Annotated in this window: 13 protein-coding genes; 2 read left to right on the top strand and 11 right to left on the bottom strand. The window is 71.7% G+C overall.

The window, feature by feature from the left end; all coding sequences use genetic code 11:
- Position 1: 1 nt before the first annotated feature.
- From AAT21_RS04815 to AAT21_RS04775, 9 genes are all read right to left on the bottom strand, one after another.
- Positions 2-1213 (bottom strand): phosphoglycerate kinase, encoded by a 1212-nt coding sequence (locus AAT21_RS04815; protein WP_046775378.1) that lies wholly within the window; start codon positions 1211-1213, stop codon positions 2-4.
- Positions 1214-1340: 127 nt separating this feature from the next.
- The gene (gene gap, locus AAT21_RS04810; protein WP_046775377.1) at positions 1341-2345 is read right to left on the bottom strand and encodes a type I glyceraldehyde-3-phosphate dehydrogenase; all 1005 of its coding nucleotides are present in this window, start codon (positions 2343-2345) and stop codon (positions 1341-1343) included.
- Positions 2346-2578: 233 nt separating this feature from the next.
- Positions 2579-5539 (bottom strand): M14 family metallopeptidase, encoded by a 2961-nt coding sequence (locus AAT21_RS04805; protein ID WP_046775376.1) that lies wholly within the window; start codon positions 5537-5539, stop codon positions 2579-2581.
- Positions 5540-5687: 148 nt separating this feature from the next.
- Positions 5688-6683 carry a DNA-binding protein WhiA gene (gene whiA, locus AAT21_RS04800; protein WP_030009075.1) on the bottom strand — a complete coding sequence of 332 codons (996 nt, stop codon included), beginning with the start codon at positions 6681-6683 and terminating at the stop codon, positions 5688-5690.
- Complete coding sequence (locus tag AAT21_RS04795) at positions 6674-7729, bottom strand: gluconeogenesis factor YvcK family protein (protein WP_046775375.1); 1056 nt, start codon at positions 7727-7729, stop codon at positions 6674-6676. Before AAT21_RS04795 ends, whiA begins: the two co-directional genes overlap by 10 nt.
- Entirely contained in the window at positions 7726-8673 is a 948-nt protein-coding gene (rapZ, locus tag AAT21_RS04790; protein WP_051809984.1) for an RNase adapter RapZ, read from the bottom strand. The genes AAT21_RS04795 and rapZ overlap by 4 nt, the downstream gene beginning before the upstream one ends.
- Positions 8670-10706 carry an excinuclease ABC subunit UvrC gene (gene uvrC, locus AAT21_RS04785; protein ID WP_046775374.1) on the bottom strand — a complete coding sequence of 679 codons (2037 nt, stop codon included), beginning with the start codon at positions 10704-10706 and terminating at the stop codon, positions 8670-8672. Before uvrC ends, rapZ begins: the two co-directional genes overlap by 4 nt.
- Positions 10707-10923: 217 nt before the next feature.
- Complete coding sequence (locus AAT21_RS04780; RefSeq protein WP_052757637.1) at positions 10924-11733, bottom strand: hypothetical protein; 810 nt, start codon at positions 11731-11733, stop codon at positions 10924-10926.
- On the bottom strand, positions 11730-12338 hold the full coding sequence (locus AAT21_RS04775) for a papain-like cysteine protease family protein (RefSeq protein ID WP_046775373.1): 609 nt from the start codon (positions 12336-12338) through the stop codon (positions 11730-11732). The genes AAT21_RS04780 and AAT21_RS04775 overlap by 4 nt, the downstream gene beginning before the upstream one ends.
- Positions 12339-12565: 227 nt before the next feature.
- Between AAT21_RS04775 and AAT21_RS04770 the strand changes: the two genes are divergently transcribed.
- Positions 12566-13507 carry a hypothetical protein gene (locus AAT21_RS04770; RefSeq protein WP_046775372.1) on the top strand — a complete coding sequence of 314 codons (942 nt, stop codon included), beginning with the start codon at positions 12566-12568 and terminating at the stop codon, positions 13505-13507.
- Between the two features lie 121 nt (positions 13508-13628).
- Here AAT21_RS04770 and AAT21_RS04765 read toward each other — a convergent pair whose 3' ends face one another.
- Entirely contained in the window at positions 13629-14060 is a 432-nt protein-coding gene (locus tag AAT21_RS04765; protein ID WP_046775371.1) for a Rieske (2Fe-2S) protein, read from the bottom strand.
- A 145-nt stretch (positions 14061-14205) separates the two neighbouring features.
- Between AAT21_RS04765 and AAT21_RS04760 the strand changes: the two genes are divergently transcribed.
- Positions 14206-15087: a carbohydrate kinase family protein gene (locus tag AAT21_RS04760; protein WP_046775619.1), complete on the top strand. Its 882-nt coding sequence runs from the start codon at positions 14206-14208 to the stop codon at positions 15085-15087.
- A gap of 100 nt (positions 15088-15187) precedes the next feature.
- Here AAT21_RS04760 and uvrA read toward each other — a convergent pair whose 3' ends face one another.
- Entirely contained in the window at positions 15188-18169 is a 2982-nt protein-coding gene (uvrA, locus tag AAT21_RS04755) for an excinuclease ABC subunit UvrA (RefSeq protein ID WP_046775370.1), read from the bottom strand.
- Positions 18170-18334 lie beyond the last annotated feature (165 nt).

Here is an 18334-nt window from a genome sequence, read left to right as displayed (position 1 = left end):
GTCAGCCCTCCAGGGCGGCGAGGCCGGGGAGCGTCTTGCCCTCGAGGTACTCGAGGGAGGCGCCACCACCGGTGGAAATGTGGCCGAAAGCGTTCTCGTCGAAGCCCAGCGTGCGCACGGCGGCGGCCGAGTCGCCACCGCCGACGACGGTGAAGGCGCTGGAGTCGACGAGGGCCTGCGCGATCGCGCGGGTGCCGTCGGCGTAGTCGGGGTGCTCGAAGACGCCCACGGGACCGTTCCAGAAGACGGTCGCCGCGTCGGCGATCTTCGATGCGTACAGCTCGCGGGTCTTCGGGCCGATGTCCAGACCCTCCTTGTCGGCAGGGATCTTGTCCGCGTCGACGGTCTCGAAGACGGCCGGGGCCTTGGTCTTCAGGTCCGGGAAGTCGGTCGAGGCCAGGACGTCGACGGGGAGGACCAGCTCGACGCCGGTCTCCTCGGCACGCCGCATGTACTCCTTGACCTTGTCGACCTGGTCCTTCTGGAGCAGGGAGATGCCGACCTCGTAGCCCTTGGCGTAGAGGAAGGTGTAGGCCATGCCGCCGCCGATCAGCAGGCGGTCGGCCTTGCCGAGGAGCTCGTCGATGACGGCGAGCTTGTCGGAGACCTTGGCGCCGCCGAGGACCACGACGTAGGGGCGCTTGACCTCGTCCGTCAGCTTCTTCAGGACGCCGACCTCGGTGGCGATGAGCTGGCCGACCGCGTGCGGGAGCCGCGCGGGCAGGTCGAAGACCGAGGCGTGCTTGCGGTGGACGGCGCCGAAGCCGTCGCCGACGTAGACGTCGGCGAGCTCCGCCAGCTGGTCCGCGAAGGCACCGCGCTCGGCGTCGTCCTTCGAGGTCTCGCCGGCGTTGAAGCGGAGGTTCTCGATCACGGCGACCTGGCCGTCGGTGAGGGCCGCGACGGTCTCCTTGGCGGAGGAACCGACGGTGTCGGTGGCGAACGCGACGCCCGTGCCCAGCAGTTCACCGAGGCGGGCGGCGGCCGGCGCGAGCGAGAAGGCCGGGTCCGGGGCGCCCTTGGGGCGGCCGAGGTGCGAGGCCACGACGACGCGGGCGCCGGCTTCGGCGAGCTTCTCGATCGTGGGCTGGACGGCGCGGATGCGGCCGTCGTCGGTGATGGTGCCCTCGGCGAGCGGAACGTTCAGGTCCGCGCGGACGAAGACCCGCTTGCCCTTGACGCCTTCGGCGAGCAGTTCGTCGATCGTCTTCATGTGTTTCTGACTCCTTTGGGCGCCCGTGTCGGGGGCGTAGAACGACTGGCAAGCTACAGGGTCCGAGCTGCGCATCGTCGCGTGGCCCGGACCCTGTGCCTCACATCGTGGTGTCAGCCCTGGAACTTCAGAGCCGGCCGCCGACGAAGACCGTGAGGTCGACGAGGCGGTTGGAGTAGCCCCACTCGTTGTCGTACCAGCCGACGACCTTGACCTGCTTGCCCTGGACCATGGTCAGGGAGGAGTCGAAGGTGCAGGAAGCCGGCCAGTTCACGATGTCGGAGGAGACGATCGCGTCCTCGGTGTAGTCGAGGATGCCCTTCAGCTGGCCCTCGGAGGCCTTCTGGAAGGCGGCGTTGATCTCGTCCTTGGTGACCTCGCGGTCGAGTTCCAGCACGAGGTCCGTCACCGAGCCGGTGGGGACCGGGACGCGCATCGCGATGCCGTCCAGCTTGCCCTTGAGCTGCGGCAGGACCAGCGCGGTGGCCTTGGCGGCACCGGTGGAGGTCGGGATGATGTTCTCGGCGGCGGCGCGGGCGCGGCGCAGGTCCGAGTGCGGGAAGTCCAGGATGCGCTGGTCGTTCGTGTACGCGTGGACCGTCGTCATCATGCCCTTGACGATGCCGAAGTTCTCGTCGAGGACCTTGGCCATCGGCGCCACGCAGTTCGTGGTGCAGGACGCGTTGGAGATGACGTGGTGGCTGGCCGCGTCGTACTTGTCCTGGTTGACGCCCATCACGATCGTGATGTCCTCGTCCTTGGCCGGGGCCGAGATGAGGACCTTCTTCGCGCCGGCCGCGAGGTGCTTGGCGGCGTCGGCCTTCTTCGTGAAGATGCCGGTCGACTCGATGACGATGTCGGCGCCCAGTTCGCCCCAGGGGAGGTTCGCGGGGTCGCGCTCGGCGAAGGTCTTGAAGGTGTTGCCGCCGACGGTGATGGTGTCGTCGGTGTGGGACACCTCGGCCTTGAGGCGGCCCAGAATGGTGTCGTACTTGAGAAGGTGCACCAGGGTGGCGTTGTCCGTCAGGTCGTTGACACCGACGATCTCGATGTCCGCTCCCTGCTCGAGAAGAGCCCGGAAGTAGTTACGGCCAATTCGGCCAAAACCATTGATGCCTACGCGGATCGTCACGAACCGATCTCCTCGTTGGTGCGCCGGTGAGAGCGCCGGCGAGCTGAAATGGGATGTCCCCGACCGCTTACGACCCTACCTCTCCGTGAGCTTCTGGGTGACATCGGTCGAGGCCTGACACTCCCCCCACTTCACGGGGGCCGTCCCCTCCGGGGCCCGCTCCGGACACACCGGTGCGGGCCCCGGGGACCTTGGTCCCGGTCACTGTGGGTGAGCAACGAGCGTGGCGCTGATCAGCGGTTGAGCGAGCGGAGCGCCTTACCGACGAGTAGGGCGCGGTCCGTCGCCGCGGGCAGGTGTTCCAGGCCGAAGCCCAGAAGTACGGTGTCACGCGTGGTCACCGAGGCATAGGAGCGGAAGAGCTCTCCTGTCCGGGACCAGTCGCCCGGGACGTCGGGACTTCCGGCGGGTGCGCCCTGGGCGGTCCAGGCACCGAGGGAGGTCTCGAACCCCTCGACCGCCTGCTCCCCGGCGGCCGTCGCCAGGCGCACCTCGTCCGCGAAGACGCCGCGTCCGCCCGATCCGGGGTCGGTGATGGAGGAGAGCGAGAGCTCGACGGACCTGCCCGCGTAGGCACTCAGGTCGAAGGAGACCTGCTTCCAGCCGCCGGAGGACCCGGTGAAGGTGTTCCACTGACCGCTGGTGCCCTGCGGGCTGCATCCGCCGGCGTCCAGGGTGAGGTAGCGGCGCAGGAACGGGTGGCCGTTGATGAAGAACCCGGCGGCGCACTCCTCCGGGACGGCCTGGCTGCTCAGACCGCCCGCCTCCGCCAGCATGGTCCAGTCGTCGCCGCCGGCCGTGCGGGCCTCCAGCGCGGCGTGGTCGTAGCCCTCTTCGGTGTTCCAGTTGAGGGCGAGCTTCAGCTTCGGCTGGTCGGCGGCGGTCACGCCGGTGAGGTCGATGGTGCGGACGAGCCGCTTCCAGTCGCTGTCGGCGTGGAGGGCCGAGGCCATCCCGGTGCCGGTGTAGGGGGCGTACGGGTTCGCGACACCGGTGTAGCGGCCCGCCTGCGCGCTCTTGAACTGCGGGAACTGCGCGGGTGCCAGGGTCTCGGAGGTCACGGTGTAGGAGCCGGGGGCGTTCAGCGGGTTGCCCGCGGCGTCAGCGAGGGCGCCCTGCGCCCCCTGCAGGGCGCCGGTGCCGGCGAAGCCGGTGGCGCCGGGGGTGCTGCTGCGGCCGTAGGCGCCGAGCCAGTACTGGCTGAAGTCGTTGGTCACGGCGCGGCCGACCTGGGCGTTGCCGCCCGCCAGCTCTCCGGCCTCGATCAGCCTGCCGCCCTCGTTCAGGAAGTCGCGGACCGCCAACTGCGTCTCCCCGCCGGGGGACTTGGCTCCCGTGTAGTGGACGGCCGTGCCGAAGTGGGAGAGGACGCCGAGGTGGTGCGGGACGCCCTGGACGGCTACGTCCCAGACCGCGGCGGACCGGCCGTTGGCGCGCAGGGCGTCGACGTACGTCTGGGCGTGCTGGGCGGCGGCCCCCTCCTCGGCGATCACCAGGACGTCGGCGCGCGGCCGCTCGGCCACCGTGTACGTGAAGTGCTCGCTGGAGACCTGTTTGCCGGAGCGGTCGCGGCCGGTGAACCAGACCTCGACCTTGTCGCCCGGCTTCGCGCCCTCGATCTCGGCCCGGTACTCGTCGAACCAGTTGTTGTCCTCGCCGCCGTAGACGTCGCCGCCCTTCCAGGCCTTGAGGTCCTCGTCGTGCGTGCGGCCGCCGTTGATGCGGTAGTTGAGCTCCTTGTCCTTCAGTGCCTTTCGGGCCGTGACGGCGACCTCCTGGTCCTGTCCGCGGGCCGCGTAGGAGGTGGTGAAGGGGTCGGGGGTGAAGTCGGCCGCGGTCAGGCCGACCGGGGACGCCGGGCGGTCCGGGCGGGCGGCGCTCTCGCCGACCGCGAGGGCGAAGGGGACGTTCTTGGCGAACTCCGCCTGGATGAGCTTCTCGTCGTCGGGGAAGTTGAAGCCGGAGGCGCAGTCCTCGGGCTTCCACCGGTCGTCCGGGTCGCTCGCCGCGGCGGTCTGGCAGGTGGTCATCTCCGGGGTGAACATCATGATGCCGTTGACGTTGGCGCCGTGGCCGTCGGCCTCGCCGTTGGTGGTGTACAGCTCTGAGGACACCTGCGGGTAGTAGCCGGGCACGGCCGGGTTCTCGGGGGTGCCGGCGAGGGCCTTGTAGGCCACGTCGTCGGGGGTGGGGGTGGCCACCTGCCAGCCCACGCCGTAGAGGATCAGCTCGGCGGCGGAGTGGTAGTTGACGGCGTACTCGAAACCGATGCGCTTCTCGAAGGCGTCGAGGGCGACGGTCTCGGGCTCGGAGGAGGCCTGGGGGCCGCGGTAGGTCTCGCTGGCCTGGTTCGGCGAGGAGCCCTCGTTGTCGTAGCCCCACTTGTAGGCGAAGTTGCGGTTGAGGTCGACGCCGTCGCCGGTGGTGATCTTCCCGTCGCCGTTGTTGTCACGCAGGTTCTTGCGCCACAGGCGCTGGCTGTCGGCGGCGTGCGTGTGGTCGTAGCCGTCGGGGTTGGCGCTGAGCAGGAACCACAGCTCGCTGGAGTCCACCAGGCCGGTGATGCGCTGGTCCTTGCCGTAGTTGTCGAGGGTGTGGTGCATCAGCCGCCGGGTCATCTCGGGGGTGATCCACTCGCGGGCGTGCTGGTTGGACATGTACAGCACGGAGGGCTTGGCGCCGTCCCTGGTCTTCTTCGCGTTCTTGCTGACCTTGAGCGCGAGGATGTCCTTGCCCTGGACGGTCCTGCCGATGGAGACGACCTTGGTGAGCTCCGGGTGTTCCCGGGCCGTGCGCAGGATCTCCTCCTGGAGGCCGCCCTTGCCGCTGTACGGGCGGAACACTCCGTCGCCGGCCGCCTTGGCGCGGGCCAGGCCCTGGGCCGGGATCCTGCGCTCGGCGAGCCGGACGCCCTGGCCGGCGAGCTCGCCGGCCTGGGCCGCGGTGAGGAAGAGCTCGACCCGGGCGGTCCCGGTCTCCGGGGCGCGCTCGGTGAGCTCGTGGGCGTCCTGGCCGGCCGCGAGGACGAGCGGAACCTGTTCCTTGGTGATGTCGGCGTCGTAGACCCGTACCTCCTCGGCGCCGGAGGCGGCGCCGGTGCCGGGCCGGGCCTGGGCGGCCGCGGGCAGTGCGGCGAGCGTGGTTGCGAAGACGAGTGCGCTTGCGGCGAGGATGACTCTCGCGCGGTGACTCATGTGCCCCCCTGGGCGTCGTCTGCCACGAAAGGTTCGGACGCCAGACTCAAGACCGGCCCATGCTCATGTCAATGGGGCATGCCGCGAAGGGGCCCGCACGAGTGATCGCGCGGGCCCCTTCGGACGTAGCCGTGGAGCGGTGTCCGGGCTATCCGGCCATGTTGTCGGCCATCTCCTCGCTGAGGTCGAGGTTCGACTCGGTGCCCGGGATGCCGAGGTCCTGGGCCCGCTTGTCGGCCATGGCGAGCAGGCGCCGGATCCGGCCGGCGACCGCGTCCTTGGTCAGCGGCGGGTCGGCGAGCGCGCCCAGCTCCTCCAGGGAGGCCTGCTTGTGCTCCATGCGCAGCCGGCCGGCTGCCGCGAGGTGCTCGGGGACCTCCTCGCCGAGGATCTCCAGCGCGCGCTGCACACGGGCTCCGGCGGCCACGGCGGCCCGCGCCGAACGGCGCAGGTTGGCGTCGTCGAAGTTGGCGAGGCGGTTGGCGGTGGCGCGCACCTCGCGCCGCATCCGCCGCTCCTCCCAGGCCAGCACCGATTCGTGCGCGCCGAGCCGGGTCAGCAGGGCGCCGATGGCGTCGCCGTCGCGGACCACGACCCGGTCCACGCCGCGCACCTCGCGCGCCTTCGCGGCGATGGAGAGCCTGCGGGCGGCGCCCACCAGGGCCAGGGCGGCCTCCGGACCGGGGCAGGTGACCTCCAGGGAGGAGGACCGGCCCGGCTCGGTGAGCGAGCCGTGGGCCAGGAAGGCGCCGCGCCACGCCGCCTCGGCGTCACAGGTGGCCCCGGAGACCACCTGCGGGGGAAGGCCCCGGATGGGGCGTCCGCGGCCGTCCACGAGGCCCGTCTGGCGCGCCAGCTGGTCACCGCCGGCCACGACGCGGACCACGTAGCGGCTGCCGCGGCGCAGTCCGCCGGGCGCCATCACGACGAGGTCCGAGGAGTGGCCGAAGATCTCCAGGATGTCCTTGCGCAGACGTCTGGCGGCGATCCCGGTGTCCAGCTCCGCCTCGATGACGATGCGGCCGCTCACCAGGTGCAGCCCGCCCGCGAACCGAAGGATCGCCGAGACCTCCGCCTTCCTGCAGCAGGTCCGGGTGACGGGCAGGCGGGAGATCTCGTCCTTCACCGCAGGCGTCATCGCCATGGGCCGATCCTTCCATGCATCCGAAAAATACGGTCGTACGCGGCGGCCAGCAGCTCCGGGTCGTGCTTCGGCGAGCCGTCCTGCCTGGCCACGGGGGCCAGCTCGACCGCGGCACCGAAGCGTTTCGCGGCATCGGCGAGGGACTCGCGGTCGGGCACGGCGGCCTCGTCGGCCAGCACCACGTCCAGGGCGAGTTTAGGGGCGTGTCGGGCCAAAACCTCCAAATGACGCTGCGGAGAGAAGCCCTCTGTTTCGCCGGGCTGCGGCGCGAGGTTCAGCGAGAGGACCCGCCGGGCCTTCGTCTCCATCAGCGCGTCCAGGAGTTCCGGCACCAGCAGGTGCGGGATCACGGACGAGAACCACGATCCGGGGCCCAGCACCACCCAGTCGGCGTCCAGGACGGCCGCGACGGCCTCCGGCACGGCCGGCGGGGCGCTCGGCACGACCTGTACGGACAGCACCTCGCCCGGGGTCAGCGCCACCGTGGCCTGCCCGCGGACGGTGTCGACGTCCTCGGGACGGGCCGGGTCGTGGCCCCTGACCAGGGCCTGGAGTTCCAGGGGCACCGCCGACATGGGCAGCACCCGGCCGTGGGCGCCCAGCAGCCGGCCGACCAGGTCGAGGGCCTGGACGGGGTCTCCGAGCTGTTCCCACAGGGCGACGATCAGCAGGTTGCCGACGGCGTGCCCGTGCAGGTCGCCCTCGGACTGGAAGCGGTGCTGGATGACCCGGGCCCAGGTCTGGCCCCAGTCGTCGTCACCACACAGCGCCGCCAGCGCCTTGCGCAGGTCGCCGGGCGGCAGCACGTCGAGCTCCTCCCGGAGCCGTCCGCTGGAGCCGCCGTCGTCGGCGACGGTGACCACGGCGGTGAGGTCACCGGTGATCCGGCGCAGGGCGGCGAGGGAGGCCGACAGGCCTTGGCCGCCGCCGAGCGCGACCACCTTGGGCGTGGCGCCCCTCCGGCGGCCGGAGCGGCCCGCGCCGTCCTCTCCCCGTCCCGGGGTGAGGCGGCGCAGGCGGCTCAGCCGCGGGGTCCGTGCGGTCACTCGCGCCCCATGTCCCGGTGTACGACGACGGTCTCGACTCCCTCGGAGGCGAGGCGGGCGGCGAGCTTCTCGGACATGGCCACGCTGCGGTGCTTGCCGCCCGTGCACCCGACCGCGATGGTCACGTACCGCTTGCCCTCGCGACGGTAGCCGGTGGCGATGAGCTGGAGCAGCTCGGTGTAACGGTCGAGGAACTCCTTGGCGCCGGGCTGGCTGAAGACGTACCCCGACACCTCCTCGTTGAGCCCGGTGAAGGGGCGCAGCTCCGGGACCCAGTGCGGGTTCGGGATGAAGCGGCAGTCGACGACGAGGTCGGCGTCGACGGGGAGGCCGTACTTGAAGCCGAAGGACATGACGGTGGCCCGCAGCTCGGGCTCCTCGTCCCCGGCGAACTGGGCGTCCATCTTGGCGCGCAGTTCGTGCACGTTGAGGCTGGAGGTGTCGATCACCAGGTCGGCGTCTCCGCGCAGCTCGCGCAGCAGGTCGCGCTCGGCGGCGATGCCGTCGGTGATGCGCCCGTCGCCCTGGAGGGGGTGCGGGCGGCGGACCGACTCGAAGCGGCGGACCAGCGCGTCGTCGGAGGACTCCAGGAAGACGATGCGGCGGGTGACGCCCTTGCTGTCGAGGTCGGCGAGGGACTCGCGCAGCGCGTCGAAGAACTGGCGGCCGCGGACGTCGACGACGACCGCGATGCGGGCCACGTTGCCCTGGGAGCGGGCACCGAGCTCCACCATGGTGGGGATCAGCGCCGGCGGGAGATTGTCGACGACGAACCAGCCGAGGTCCTCCAGACACTTGGCCGCCGTGCTCCGGCCGGCCCCGGACATGCCGGAGATGATCACCAGCTCGGGGATGGCCGCCTCGGCGGTCTCGCCGGGCTCCACTGTCGTGCCCGTACTCACCTGTGCTCCGTCTCGGTCGTGCGTGGTCTCGTGCTCGGTCATTGCTCGGTCCCCCGTTCGGACGATGCTCCCGCTGGCGCGGGGTTCTCATCCTCAATGATCTCTCCTGTGGCCGTGTTGACGGCAGGACCGGCGGGGACCGCCCGGGCGAGGGCGGCGGCGACGGTCTCGGCCGTCTTCCGTCCTATGCCCGGAACCTCGCAGATCTGGTCGATTGTCGCCTGTCTCAGCTTCTTCACCGAACCGAAGTGCTTCACCAGGGCCTGTTTGCGGCTCTCGCCGAGGCCCGGCACCTCGTCCAGCGGGCCCGACTTCAGGCGTTTTCCGCGCTTGCTGCGCTGGTACTGGATGGCGAAGCGGTGGGCTTCGTCACGTACCCGCTGGAGCAGGTAGAGGCCCTCGCTGGTGCGGGGCAGGACGACGGGGTCGTCCTCGCCGGGCAGCCAGACCTCCTCCAGCCGCTTGGCCAGGCCGCATACGGCGACGTCGTCGATGCCGAGCTCGTCAAGGGCCCGCCGGGCGGCGGCCACCTGCGGCTGCCCGCCGTCGACGACGACGAGCTGGGGCGGGTAGGCGAAGCGCTTGGGCTTCCCGTCGTCCTCGGGCGGCCCGTCCTCACCGTCCTGGGGCTCCCACTCCCCCGTCCTGGACTTCTCCAGGAGGTAGCGGCGGAAGCGCCGGGAGACCACCTCGTGCATGGACCGGACGTCGTCCTGCCCCTCGCCGTGCCAGACCTGCGTGTCTCCGACACGACCTTTGATCTGGAAGCGCCGGTACTCGCTCTTGCGGGCCAGGCCGTCCTCGAAGACGACCATGGACGCGACGACGTCGTCCCCCTGGAGGTGGGAGATGTCGAAGCACTCGATGCGCAGCGGTGCGCCGTCCAGCTCCAGGGCCTCGGCGATCTCCTCCAGGGCCCGGGAGCGGGTGGTGAGGTCGCCGGCGCGCTTGGTCTTGTGCAGGGCGAGGGACTGCTGCGCGTTGCGGTGGACGGTCTCCATGAGGGCCTTCTTGTCGCCGCGCTGCGGTATCCGCAGGCTGACCTGGGACCCGCGGCGCCCGGCCAGCCACTGGGCCAGCGCGGGCGTGTCCTCGGGGAGCGCGGGGACCAGGACCTCCTTGGGGACGGCCTCGCCCTGCTCCTCGCCGTAGAGCTGCTGCAAAGCGTGCTCGACGAGCCCGGCCGTGTCGACGGCCTCGACCTTGTCGGTGACCCAGCCGCGCTGGCCGCGGACGCGCCCGCCGCGTACGTGGAAGATCTGCACGGCGGCTTCGAGCTCGTCCTCGGCGACGGCGATCAGGTCCGCGTCGGTGGCGTCGGCGAGCACCACGGCGTTCTTCTCCATGGCGCGGCGCAGCGCCCCGATGTCGTCGCGCAGCCGGGCGGCCTTCTCGTACTCCATGTCCTCGGCCGCGATGTGCATCTCCTGCTCAAGCCGGGAGAGGTAGGCGCCGGTGCGGCCGGCCATGAAGTCGCAGAAGTCCTCGGCCAGTTCGCGGTGCTCCTCGGGGGTGACCCGGCCGACGCAGGGCGCGGAGCACTTGCCGATGTAGCCGAGGAGGCAGGGCCTGCCGATCTGGGCGGAGCGCTTGAACACCCCGGCGGAGCACGTCCGCACCGGGAACACCCGCAGCATCAGGTCGACGGTCTCGCGGATCGCCCAGGCGTGGGCGTACGGACCGAAGTAGCGCACGCCCTTCTTCTTGGGGCCCCGCATGACCTGGACCCGGGGGTACTCCTCGTTCAGCGTGACGGCGAGGGAGGGGTAGCTCTTGTCGTCCCGGTACTTGACGTTGAACCGGGGGTCGTACTCCTTGATCCAGGAGTACTCCAGCTGGAGCGCCTCGACCTCGGTGGAGACCACGGTCCACTCCACGGAGGCGGCCGTGGTCACCATGGTGGCGGTCCGGGGGTGCAGGCCCGCGACATCCTGGAAGTAGTTGGCCAGGCGCTGGCGCAGGCTCTTGGCCTTCCCGACGTAGATCACCCGGCGGTGCTCGTCGCGGAACCTGTAGACCCCGGGCGAATCGGGGATCTGCCCCGGCTGGGGCCGGTAGCTGGAAGGGTCGGCCATGCCAACCACCCTACTGGCGCGCACCGACAACGCCCCGTAGCCCTCCGGGCCTGAAAGATCGGGGCTCCGGGGCGGAGCCCCGCCTTTCAGCCTCGCCGGCGTTTGAGGCGCGGGTCCGGGCAGAGCCCGGGAAACGGCGAAAGGGCGGGGCGGGAGAGCTGCCCGCAGGGCCCCGCCCCGGGGTGGGGGGGCGGGCCGGGCCCTGCGGGGGCGGAGCTCAGGCCCGCGCGCCCGCCCGGCGCAAGCGCCGGACGGCGGCCGCACCCAGCGCCCCGAGCGCCAGGACACCGGCCCCTGCCGCCCACGGCACCTCCACGCCCGCGGCGGCAGCCGGCACGGCATCCGCGCCGGCCTCGGCCTCGGCGAAGCCGCCCGCCGCGCCGCGCTCGGCGTACGGGGAGCCGGGGAGCTTGTCCCCGTACGCCTCGGTGACCCGCACCCGGTAGCCGCCCAGCGTCGTACCCCCGGCACCCACGGCCCGCACCGCGTCCTCGTCCAGCGGCAGCACCCGGCCGCCCCCGGCCACGTACCAGGCGTCGATCTGCGGTTCCCGGAACACGGTCCCGCCGGGCAGTTTCGCGGCGCCCAGTCGCGCGTAGCGGAATTCGTCGTCGCCGGTGGCGATGTTCACGACCTGCCAGCCGGTCTCCGTACGGGCGGTCCACAGGGCGGCCCGCTGCCCGTCGGAGGAGACCGCCTGGCCGGCGAGGAACTCCAGGCGGGCGACGGGCGCGTCCGCCCGGCCCGCGACGAAGTCCGGCGAGAGGTGGTGGACCGGTATCACCTCGCCCTCGATGCGGGGCTGTGCGGCGGCGGGGGAGACCCTGCCCTCCCGGGCGAAGAAGCGGGAGAGCGTGGCCAGGGTGTCGGGGGCGGTGGCCGCCTGCGCGGCGGCGGCCCTGTTCTCGGCGGTGGCCGCCTGCGGCTGCGGCACGGGGGCGGCGGCGGCCTGCGGGGCGAGCCCGAGGAGGACGGTGGTGGCGAGGACGGCCGCGGCGGCCGAAGCACGCAGGGTCATGGCGCTCACGCCCCGATCCGGTAGAGCGAGTGGGTCCAGGAGAAGGTGTTGTTGTTGACGTACCAGGCGTGGGAGGCCCAGTTGTAACGGTCGCTGGAGGGCCAGGGGTCGCCCCAGTAGACCCAGTTACTCGCGGTGTCGTAGCCGTGGAGGACGTGCATGTGGCCGCCGCCGCCCGACCACTGGATGCGGGTCTCGATCGGCCGGTTCGCGTTGATCTCGGTCTGGACGGTGGAGTACTGCAGCCAGCCGGTGACGTAGGAGCCGGGGTTGACGCCCGCCCAGCGCAGCCCGGTCTGGACGTTGCCGAGGGTGGCCTGGTTGTTGGGGCAGTCGGTGCCCTGCTGGCGGTTGAAGGCGGCGTTGCAGAACTGGTTCTGGCTGTAGGTGCGGCCGAACCAGGTGGCGATGGTGTTGCCGCCCGCGGCCCAGCACCAGTTCGTCTTCGCTTGCGCCTGCATGGTGATGTTCAGGCGCTTCTGCGCCAGGGCGGATGCGGGTGCGGCGTCGGCATCGGCGGCGGTGGCGGTGCCGGCGGGCAGGGCGAGGAGCAGGGTGGTGAGAACGGCGGTGAGGAGGGCGGCCGGGGAAAGCCGCCGGTTTCGGTTGCGCATCGCGTTCCTCCCGAAGTGGGGAGTGGGGGTGGAGGAGCGCGTCCGGACGCTGTGGAGGAGCATCCGGGAGTTGTCGCGATCAGGTCAACGCGCTTCAATACGCGGTGACGTTGCAGTGTGAACGGTGGGACTGCGGTGTGAACGGTTGCTGTCGTTCCACCTGGTCCCCCGGAGCTGCCGCCGTGACCCCCACCACGGCGCGTGTGAACGTTCACAGAGGAGTCGCCATGCGGCCTTCCACGGATCCGGCGAGCATGGCGGAACTGAACCGGCTGCTGCGCGGCGGCCCCTTCCACCTCGCCCTGCGCGCCGCCCTCGCGGCCCGCGGGCTGCCGCTCCAGCGCGTGCAGCACCGGCTCGCGGCGCAGGGCATCAAGGTCGGAGTGACCAGCCTCAGTTACTGGCAGCAGGGCGCCCGCAGGCCGCGTCAGCCGGAATCGCTGCGGGCCGTCACCGCCCTGGAGCGGATCCTGGAGCTGCCCGAGGGCGCCCTGGTCAGGCTGCTGGCCGCCCCGGCTCCGGGCGGCGGGACCGCACAGCCGCCGGGCCGCTCGTACCGGGCCCTGTTCAGCGGGGGCGGGACGGTGGAGCGGCTGCTCGACGGGATGGAACTCCCGCCGGACGGCGGGCTGCACTCGCTCGGCCACCACGAGCGGGTCCGCATCGGTCCGGGGGGTGAGCTGCGGGTCCGCGAGTCGCAGCAGATCGTCCGGGCGCACCGGGACGGCGTCGACCGCTATCTCGCCGTGCACCACGGCGACCCGGGCAGCGACGTCTCCCGGGTGCGCGTGACGGCGTACGAGAACTGCCGCACGGGCCGTGTGCGATGCCATCCGGAGGCCGGGGTGGTCGTCGCCGAGCTGCTCTTCGACGCCGGGCTGCGGCGCGGGGACACCTACGTCTTCGGCTACGGCATCGAGGACGGCACGGGCCCCCGCAGCGACGAGTACGTGCGCGGTTTCAGCTACGCGGGCGGCCAGTACGTGCTCCAGGTCCGCTTTGACGAGGCGGCCCTCCCGGTGCGGTGCCGGCGCTTCGCCCGCACCGGGCCGGACGCCCCGCGCACCGGCCTGGCGGACCTGACGCCGAACGGCCGGCACCGGGCGGTGCACCTGGTGGAACAGGCGGTGCGGCGCGGCATCCTCGGGATCGCCTGGGACTGGGACTGAGGCACGGGGGTCCTGCCGGTGCCGGCTCGGGCGTCCGGCGCGGGCGTCCGGCGCGGGCGTCCGGCGCGGGCGTCCGGTTCGGGGGTCCGGTTCGGGCGTCCGGTTCGGGCGTCCGGCGCGGTCAGCCCGCGACGAGCTTGCCGTTCTCCGCGCGGACCGGCACCTCCGGCAGCGGCCGGTCGGCCGGGCCGCTGAGGACCTTGCCCGTCGCCACGTCGAAACGGCTGCCGTGGCAGGGGCAGTTCCCCTCCCCCTCGACGATCTTGTCCAGGACACAGCCGGCGTGCGTGCACTGGGCGCTGAACGCCTTGTACTGGCCCTCCGCCGGGCAGCTGACGATCAGCTTCCGCTCCCGGTAGAGCTTGGCTCCGCCGACCGGGACGTCGGCCGTGGCGCCCAGCTCCACGGGTGCGGTGGGGGTCGCGGGGGTGTTGCCGCCGCTGTTGGTCTTCGTGGAGCAGGCCGTGAGTGCCGCCCCGGCGCCGGCGGCCCCGGCGAGCGCGGCTGCGCCCTTGAGGACGGTACGGCGGGCGGCGGACTGCGGCGCGGACATGCGGTTCTCCTGGGGTGCTGGCGCGGTGGGGCGATGGCGGTGGCACGGACGGGGGCACGAGGCCGGGCCCGGCCCCGGCACCGGCACCGGCACCGGCACCGGCCCACCCGACGATACCGCCGCCCCATGGAGTACCTTCCTCCGCGTGATCGTCGTCGGCGGAGAAGCCCTCATCGACCTGGTGCCCGCGGCCGGACCGCCGGGTGCGCTGCTGCCCCGGCCGGGCGGCGGACCGTACAACACGGCGCGTGCGCTCGGGCGGCTCGGCGCCGAGGTCGCCTTCTGCTCCCGGGTCTCGACAGACGGCTTCGGCGAGGGTCTGCTGGCCGGGCTGCGGGCGGCGGGGGTGGACGTGTCCCTGGTCCAGCGCGGGCCGGAGCCGACCACCCTCGCCGTGCCCTCCCTGGCGCCGGACGGCTCGGCCTCGTACGGGTTCTACGTCGAGGGCACCGCGGACCGGCTGTTCACCCTGCCGCCGGCCCTCCCCGAGGGGGTACGGGCCCTCTCGCTCGGCACCTGCTCGCTCGTCCTGGAGCCCGGCGCGAGCGCGTACGAGGCCCTGCTGCGCCGGGAGTCGCGGCGCGGGCTGCTGACCCTGCTGGACCCCAACATCCGGCCGGCGCTCATCGCGGACCCGGCGGGCCACCGCGCCCGCTTCAGGGAGCGGCTGCTCCCGTACACGGGCGTCCTCAAGCTGTCGGAGGAGGACGCGGCCTGGCTGGGCGGCCGGGTCGGCGACTGGCTGGCGGCCGGGCCCTCGGCGGTGGTGCTGACCCGGGGAGCGGCGGGCCTGACGGTCTGGACCCGGGAGGGCGCCGAGCACTCGGCCACGGCCCGCCCGGTCGCGGTGGCGGACACGATCGGCGCGGGCGACACGGTCAACGCGGCCCTGCTGCACCGCCTGACGGCGGCCCCGGGCGGCCCGGTGGACTGGCCGGACATCCTGGCCTACGCCGCCCACGCGGCAGCTCTGACCTGCACTCGACCCGGAGCCGAACCCCCCTACGCGACGGAGCTCGGCGACTAGCGGCACCCACACCCGTCCCGCCGCCGGGGCGCACCGCCACGGACGGCGGGAGGGGCCCGGCGCGGCGGCCGGGCCCCTCCTGCTGGGCTGAGCGCAGCGACTAGGCCTTGCGGGCTCGTGCCGTCGTCTTCCTGGCGGCCGTCTTCTTGGCCGGGGCCGCCTTCTTCGCCGCGGCGGCCTTCTTGGCCGGGGCCTTCTTCGCCGCGGCCCGCACCGGGGACGTGCCCGCGTCGGAGACGCGGTCCGCGCCCAGGATGTCCCGCAGGAACTTGCCCGTGTGGCTCGCGCCCACGGAGGCGACCTGCTCGGGGGTGCCCTCGGCCACCACCATGCCGCCGCCGTAACCGCCCTCGGGGCCCATGTCGATGACCCAGTCCGCGGTCTTGATGACGTCCAGGTTGTGCTCGATGACGATCACCGAGTTCCCCTTGTCGACCAGCCCGGACAGCACCTTGATCAGCTTCGAGATGTCCTCGAAGTGCAGACCCGTCGTCGGCTCGTCCAGCACGTAGACCGTCCGGCCGGTCGAGCGCTTCTGCAGCTCGGAGGCCAGCTTCACGCGCTGCGCCTCACCGCCCGACAGGGTCGGCGCGGACTGGCCGAGGCGGACGTAGCCCAGTCCGACCTCGTTCAGCGTCTTGAGGTGACGGGCGATGGTCGGCACCGCCTCGAAGAAGCCCAGCGCCTCCTCGATCGGCATGTTCAGGACTTCCGCGATGGACTTGCCCTTGTAGTGGACCTCCAGCGTCTCCCGGTTGTAGCGGTCGCCGTGGCAGACCTCGCAGGGGACGTAGACGTCCGGCAGGAAGTTCATCTCGATCTTGATCGTGCCGTCGCCGGAGCAGTTCTCGCACCGGCCGCCCTTGACGTTGAAGGAGAAGCGGCCCGGCAGGTAGCCGCGCACCTTCGCCTCCATCGTCTCGGCGAAGAGCTTGCGCACGTGGTCGAAGACGCCGGTGTACGTCGCCGGATTCGACCGGGGCGTCCGGCCGATGGGCGACTGGTCGACATGGACCACCTTGTCGACGAGGTCGTCCCCGGCCACGCGGGTGTGGCGCCCCGGCACCGAGCGGGCGCCGTTCAGCTCCCGTGCCAGGTGGGTGTAGAGGATGTCGTTGACCAGGGTCGACTTTCCGGAGCCCGAGACACCGGTCACGGCCGTGAGCACGCCCAGCGGGAAGGACACGTCGATGTCCCGCAGGTTGTTCTCCTTGGCACCGTGGACGGTCAGCTTCCGCTCCCCGTTCACGGGCCGGCGGATGTCCGGGATCTCGATGGACCTCTTCCCCGACAGATACTGCCCGGTCATGGACTCGGTGTTCTTCAGCAGTTCCTTGAGCGAACCGCTGTGGACCACCTTGCCGCCGTGCTCGCCCGCGCCCGGACCGATGTCCACGACCCAGTCGGCCACCTTGATGGTGTCCTCGTCGTGCTCGACGACGATGAGGGTGTTGCCCATGTCCCGCAGCCGCACCAGCGTCTCGATCAGCCGGTGGTTGTCGCGCTGGTGCAGGCCGATGGAGGGCTCGTCCAGCACGTAGAGGACACCGACGAGGCCGGAGCCGATCTGGGTGGCGAGCCGGATGCGCTGGGCCTCGCCGCCCGACAGGGTGCCGGCGGCCCGGTTGAGGGAGAGGTAGTCCAGACCGACGTCCACGAGGAAGCGGAGCCGCTCGTTGACCTCCTTCAGGACCCGCTCGGCGATCTTCTTGTCGCGGGCGTCGAGCCGCATCCGGCCCAGGAAGTCCGCGCACTCGCTGATCGACATGGCGGCGACCTCGGCGATGGACTTCTCCATCACCGTCACGGCGAGCACGATCGGCTTGAGGCGGGTGCCCTCACAGGTGGGGCAGGGCACCTCGCGCATGTAGCCCTCGAAGCGCTCGCGGCTGGCGTCGCTCTCGGACTCCGCGTGCCGCCGCTTCACGAACGGCACGGCACCCTCGAAGGCCGTGGTGTAGGCCCTCTCGCGCCCGTACCGGTTGCGGTAGCGCACCTCGATCTGCGTCCGGTGGCCGTAGAGCAGGGCCTTCTTCGCGCGGACCGGCAGCCCGGCCCACGGGATGTCCGTGCGGAATCCGAGCTCCCCGGCCAGCGCACCGATCAGCCGCTGGAAGTAGTCCTTGGTGTGACCGAGCGACCACGGCGAGACCGCACCCTCGTCGAGGGACTTGTCCTCGTCCGGGACGATCAGTTCCGGGTCCACCTCCATGCGCGTGCCGATGCCGGTGCACTCGGGGCACGCGCCGAAGGGCGAGTTGAAGGAGAAGGAGCGCGGCTCCAGCTCCTCGAAGGAGAGGTCGTCGTACGGGCAGTAGAGGTGCTCGGAATACATCCGCTCACGCTCGGGGTCGTCCTCGGCGAGGTCGACGAAGTCCAGGATGACCATGCCGCCGGAGAGGCCCAGGGCCGTCTCCACGGAGTCGGTGAGCCGGCGCTTGGCGCTGTCCTTGACGGTCAGGCGGTCGATGACCACCTCGATCGTGTGCTTCTCCTGCTTCTTCAGCGTCGGCGGCTCGGAGAGCTGGATGGTCTCCCCGTCCACCCGCGCCCGGCTGTAGCCCTTGGTCTGGAGGTCGGCGAAGAGGTCGACGAACTCGCCCTTGCGCTCGCGCACGAGCGGCGAGAGCACCTGGAAGCGGCTGCCCTCGGGGAGCGCGAGCACCTTGTCCACGATCGCCTGCGGCGACTGGCGCGAGATGGGCCTGCGGCACTCGGGGCAGTGCGGCTTGCCGATGCGGGCGAAGAGGAGGCGGAGGTAGTCGTAGACCTCGGTGATGGTGCCCACCGTCGAGCGTGGGTTGCGCGAGGTGGACTTCTGGTCGATCGAGACGGCCGGGGAGAGGCCCTCGATGAAGTCGACGTCGGGCTTGTCCATCTGCCCCAGGAACTGACGGGCGTACGACGAGAGCGACTCGACGTAGCGGCGCTGACCCTCGGCGAAGATCGTGTCGAAGGCCAGGGAGGACTTGCCCGACCCGGAGAGTCCGGTGAAGACGATGAGCGAGTCGCGGGGCAGGTCGAGCGAGACGTTCTTGAGGTTGTGCTCGCGAGCGCCACGAACGATGAGACGGTCGGTCACGCCGGTCCGCACCTTTCTTGAGAGAGCGGGGGGCACGGCCCCCGTCCCAGGGTATGGGGGGCGCCACTGCGGTGAGATGGAGTCTGGACTTCGAGCGTATAGCACGCACATTCGATTTACGGCACTCCGCAGACCTCTTCACCCGATCGTGTGGCCACCGGCTCC

It is taken from the genome of Streptomyces yangpuensis (genome assembly GCF_001005295.1).
Taxonomy (GTDB): domain Bacteria; phylum Actinomycetota; class Actinomycetes; order Streptomycetales; family Streptomycetaceae; genus Streptomyces; species Streptomyces yangpuensis.
The sequence above is the reverse complement of the archived record's forward strand: the minus strand, read 5'-3'. Positions and strand labels throughout refer to the sequence as shown.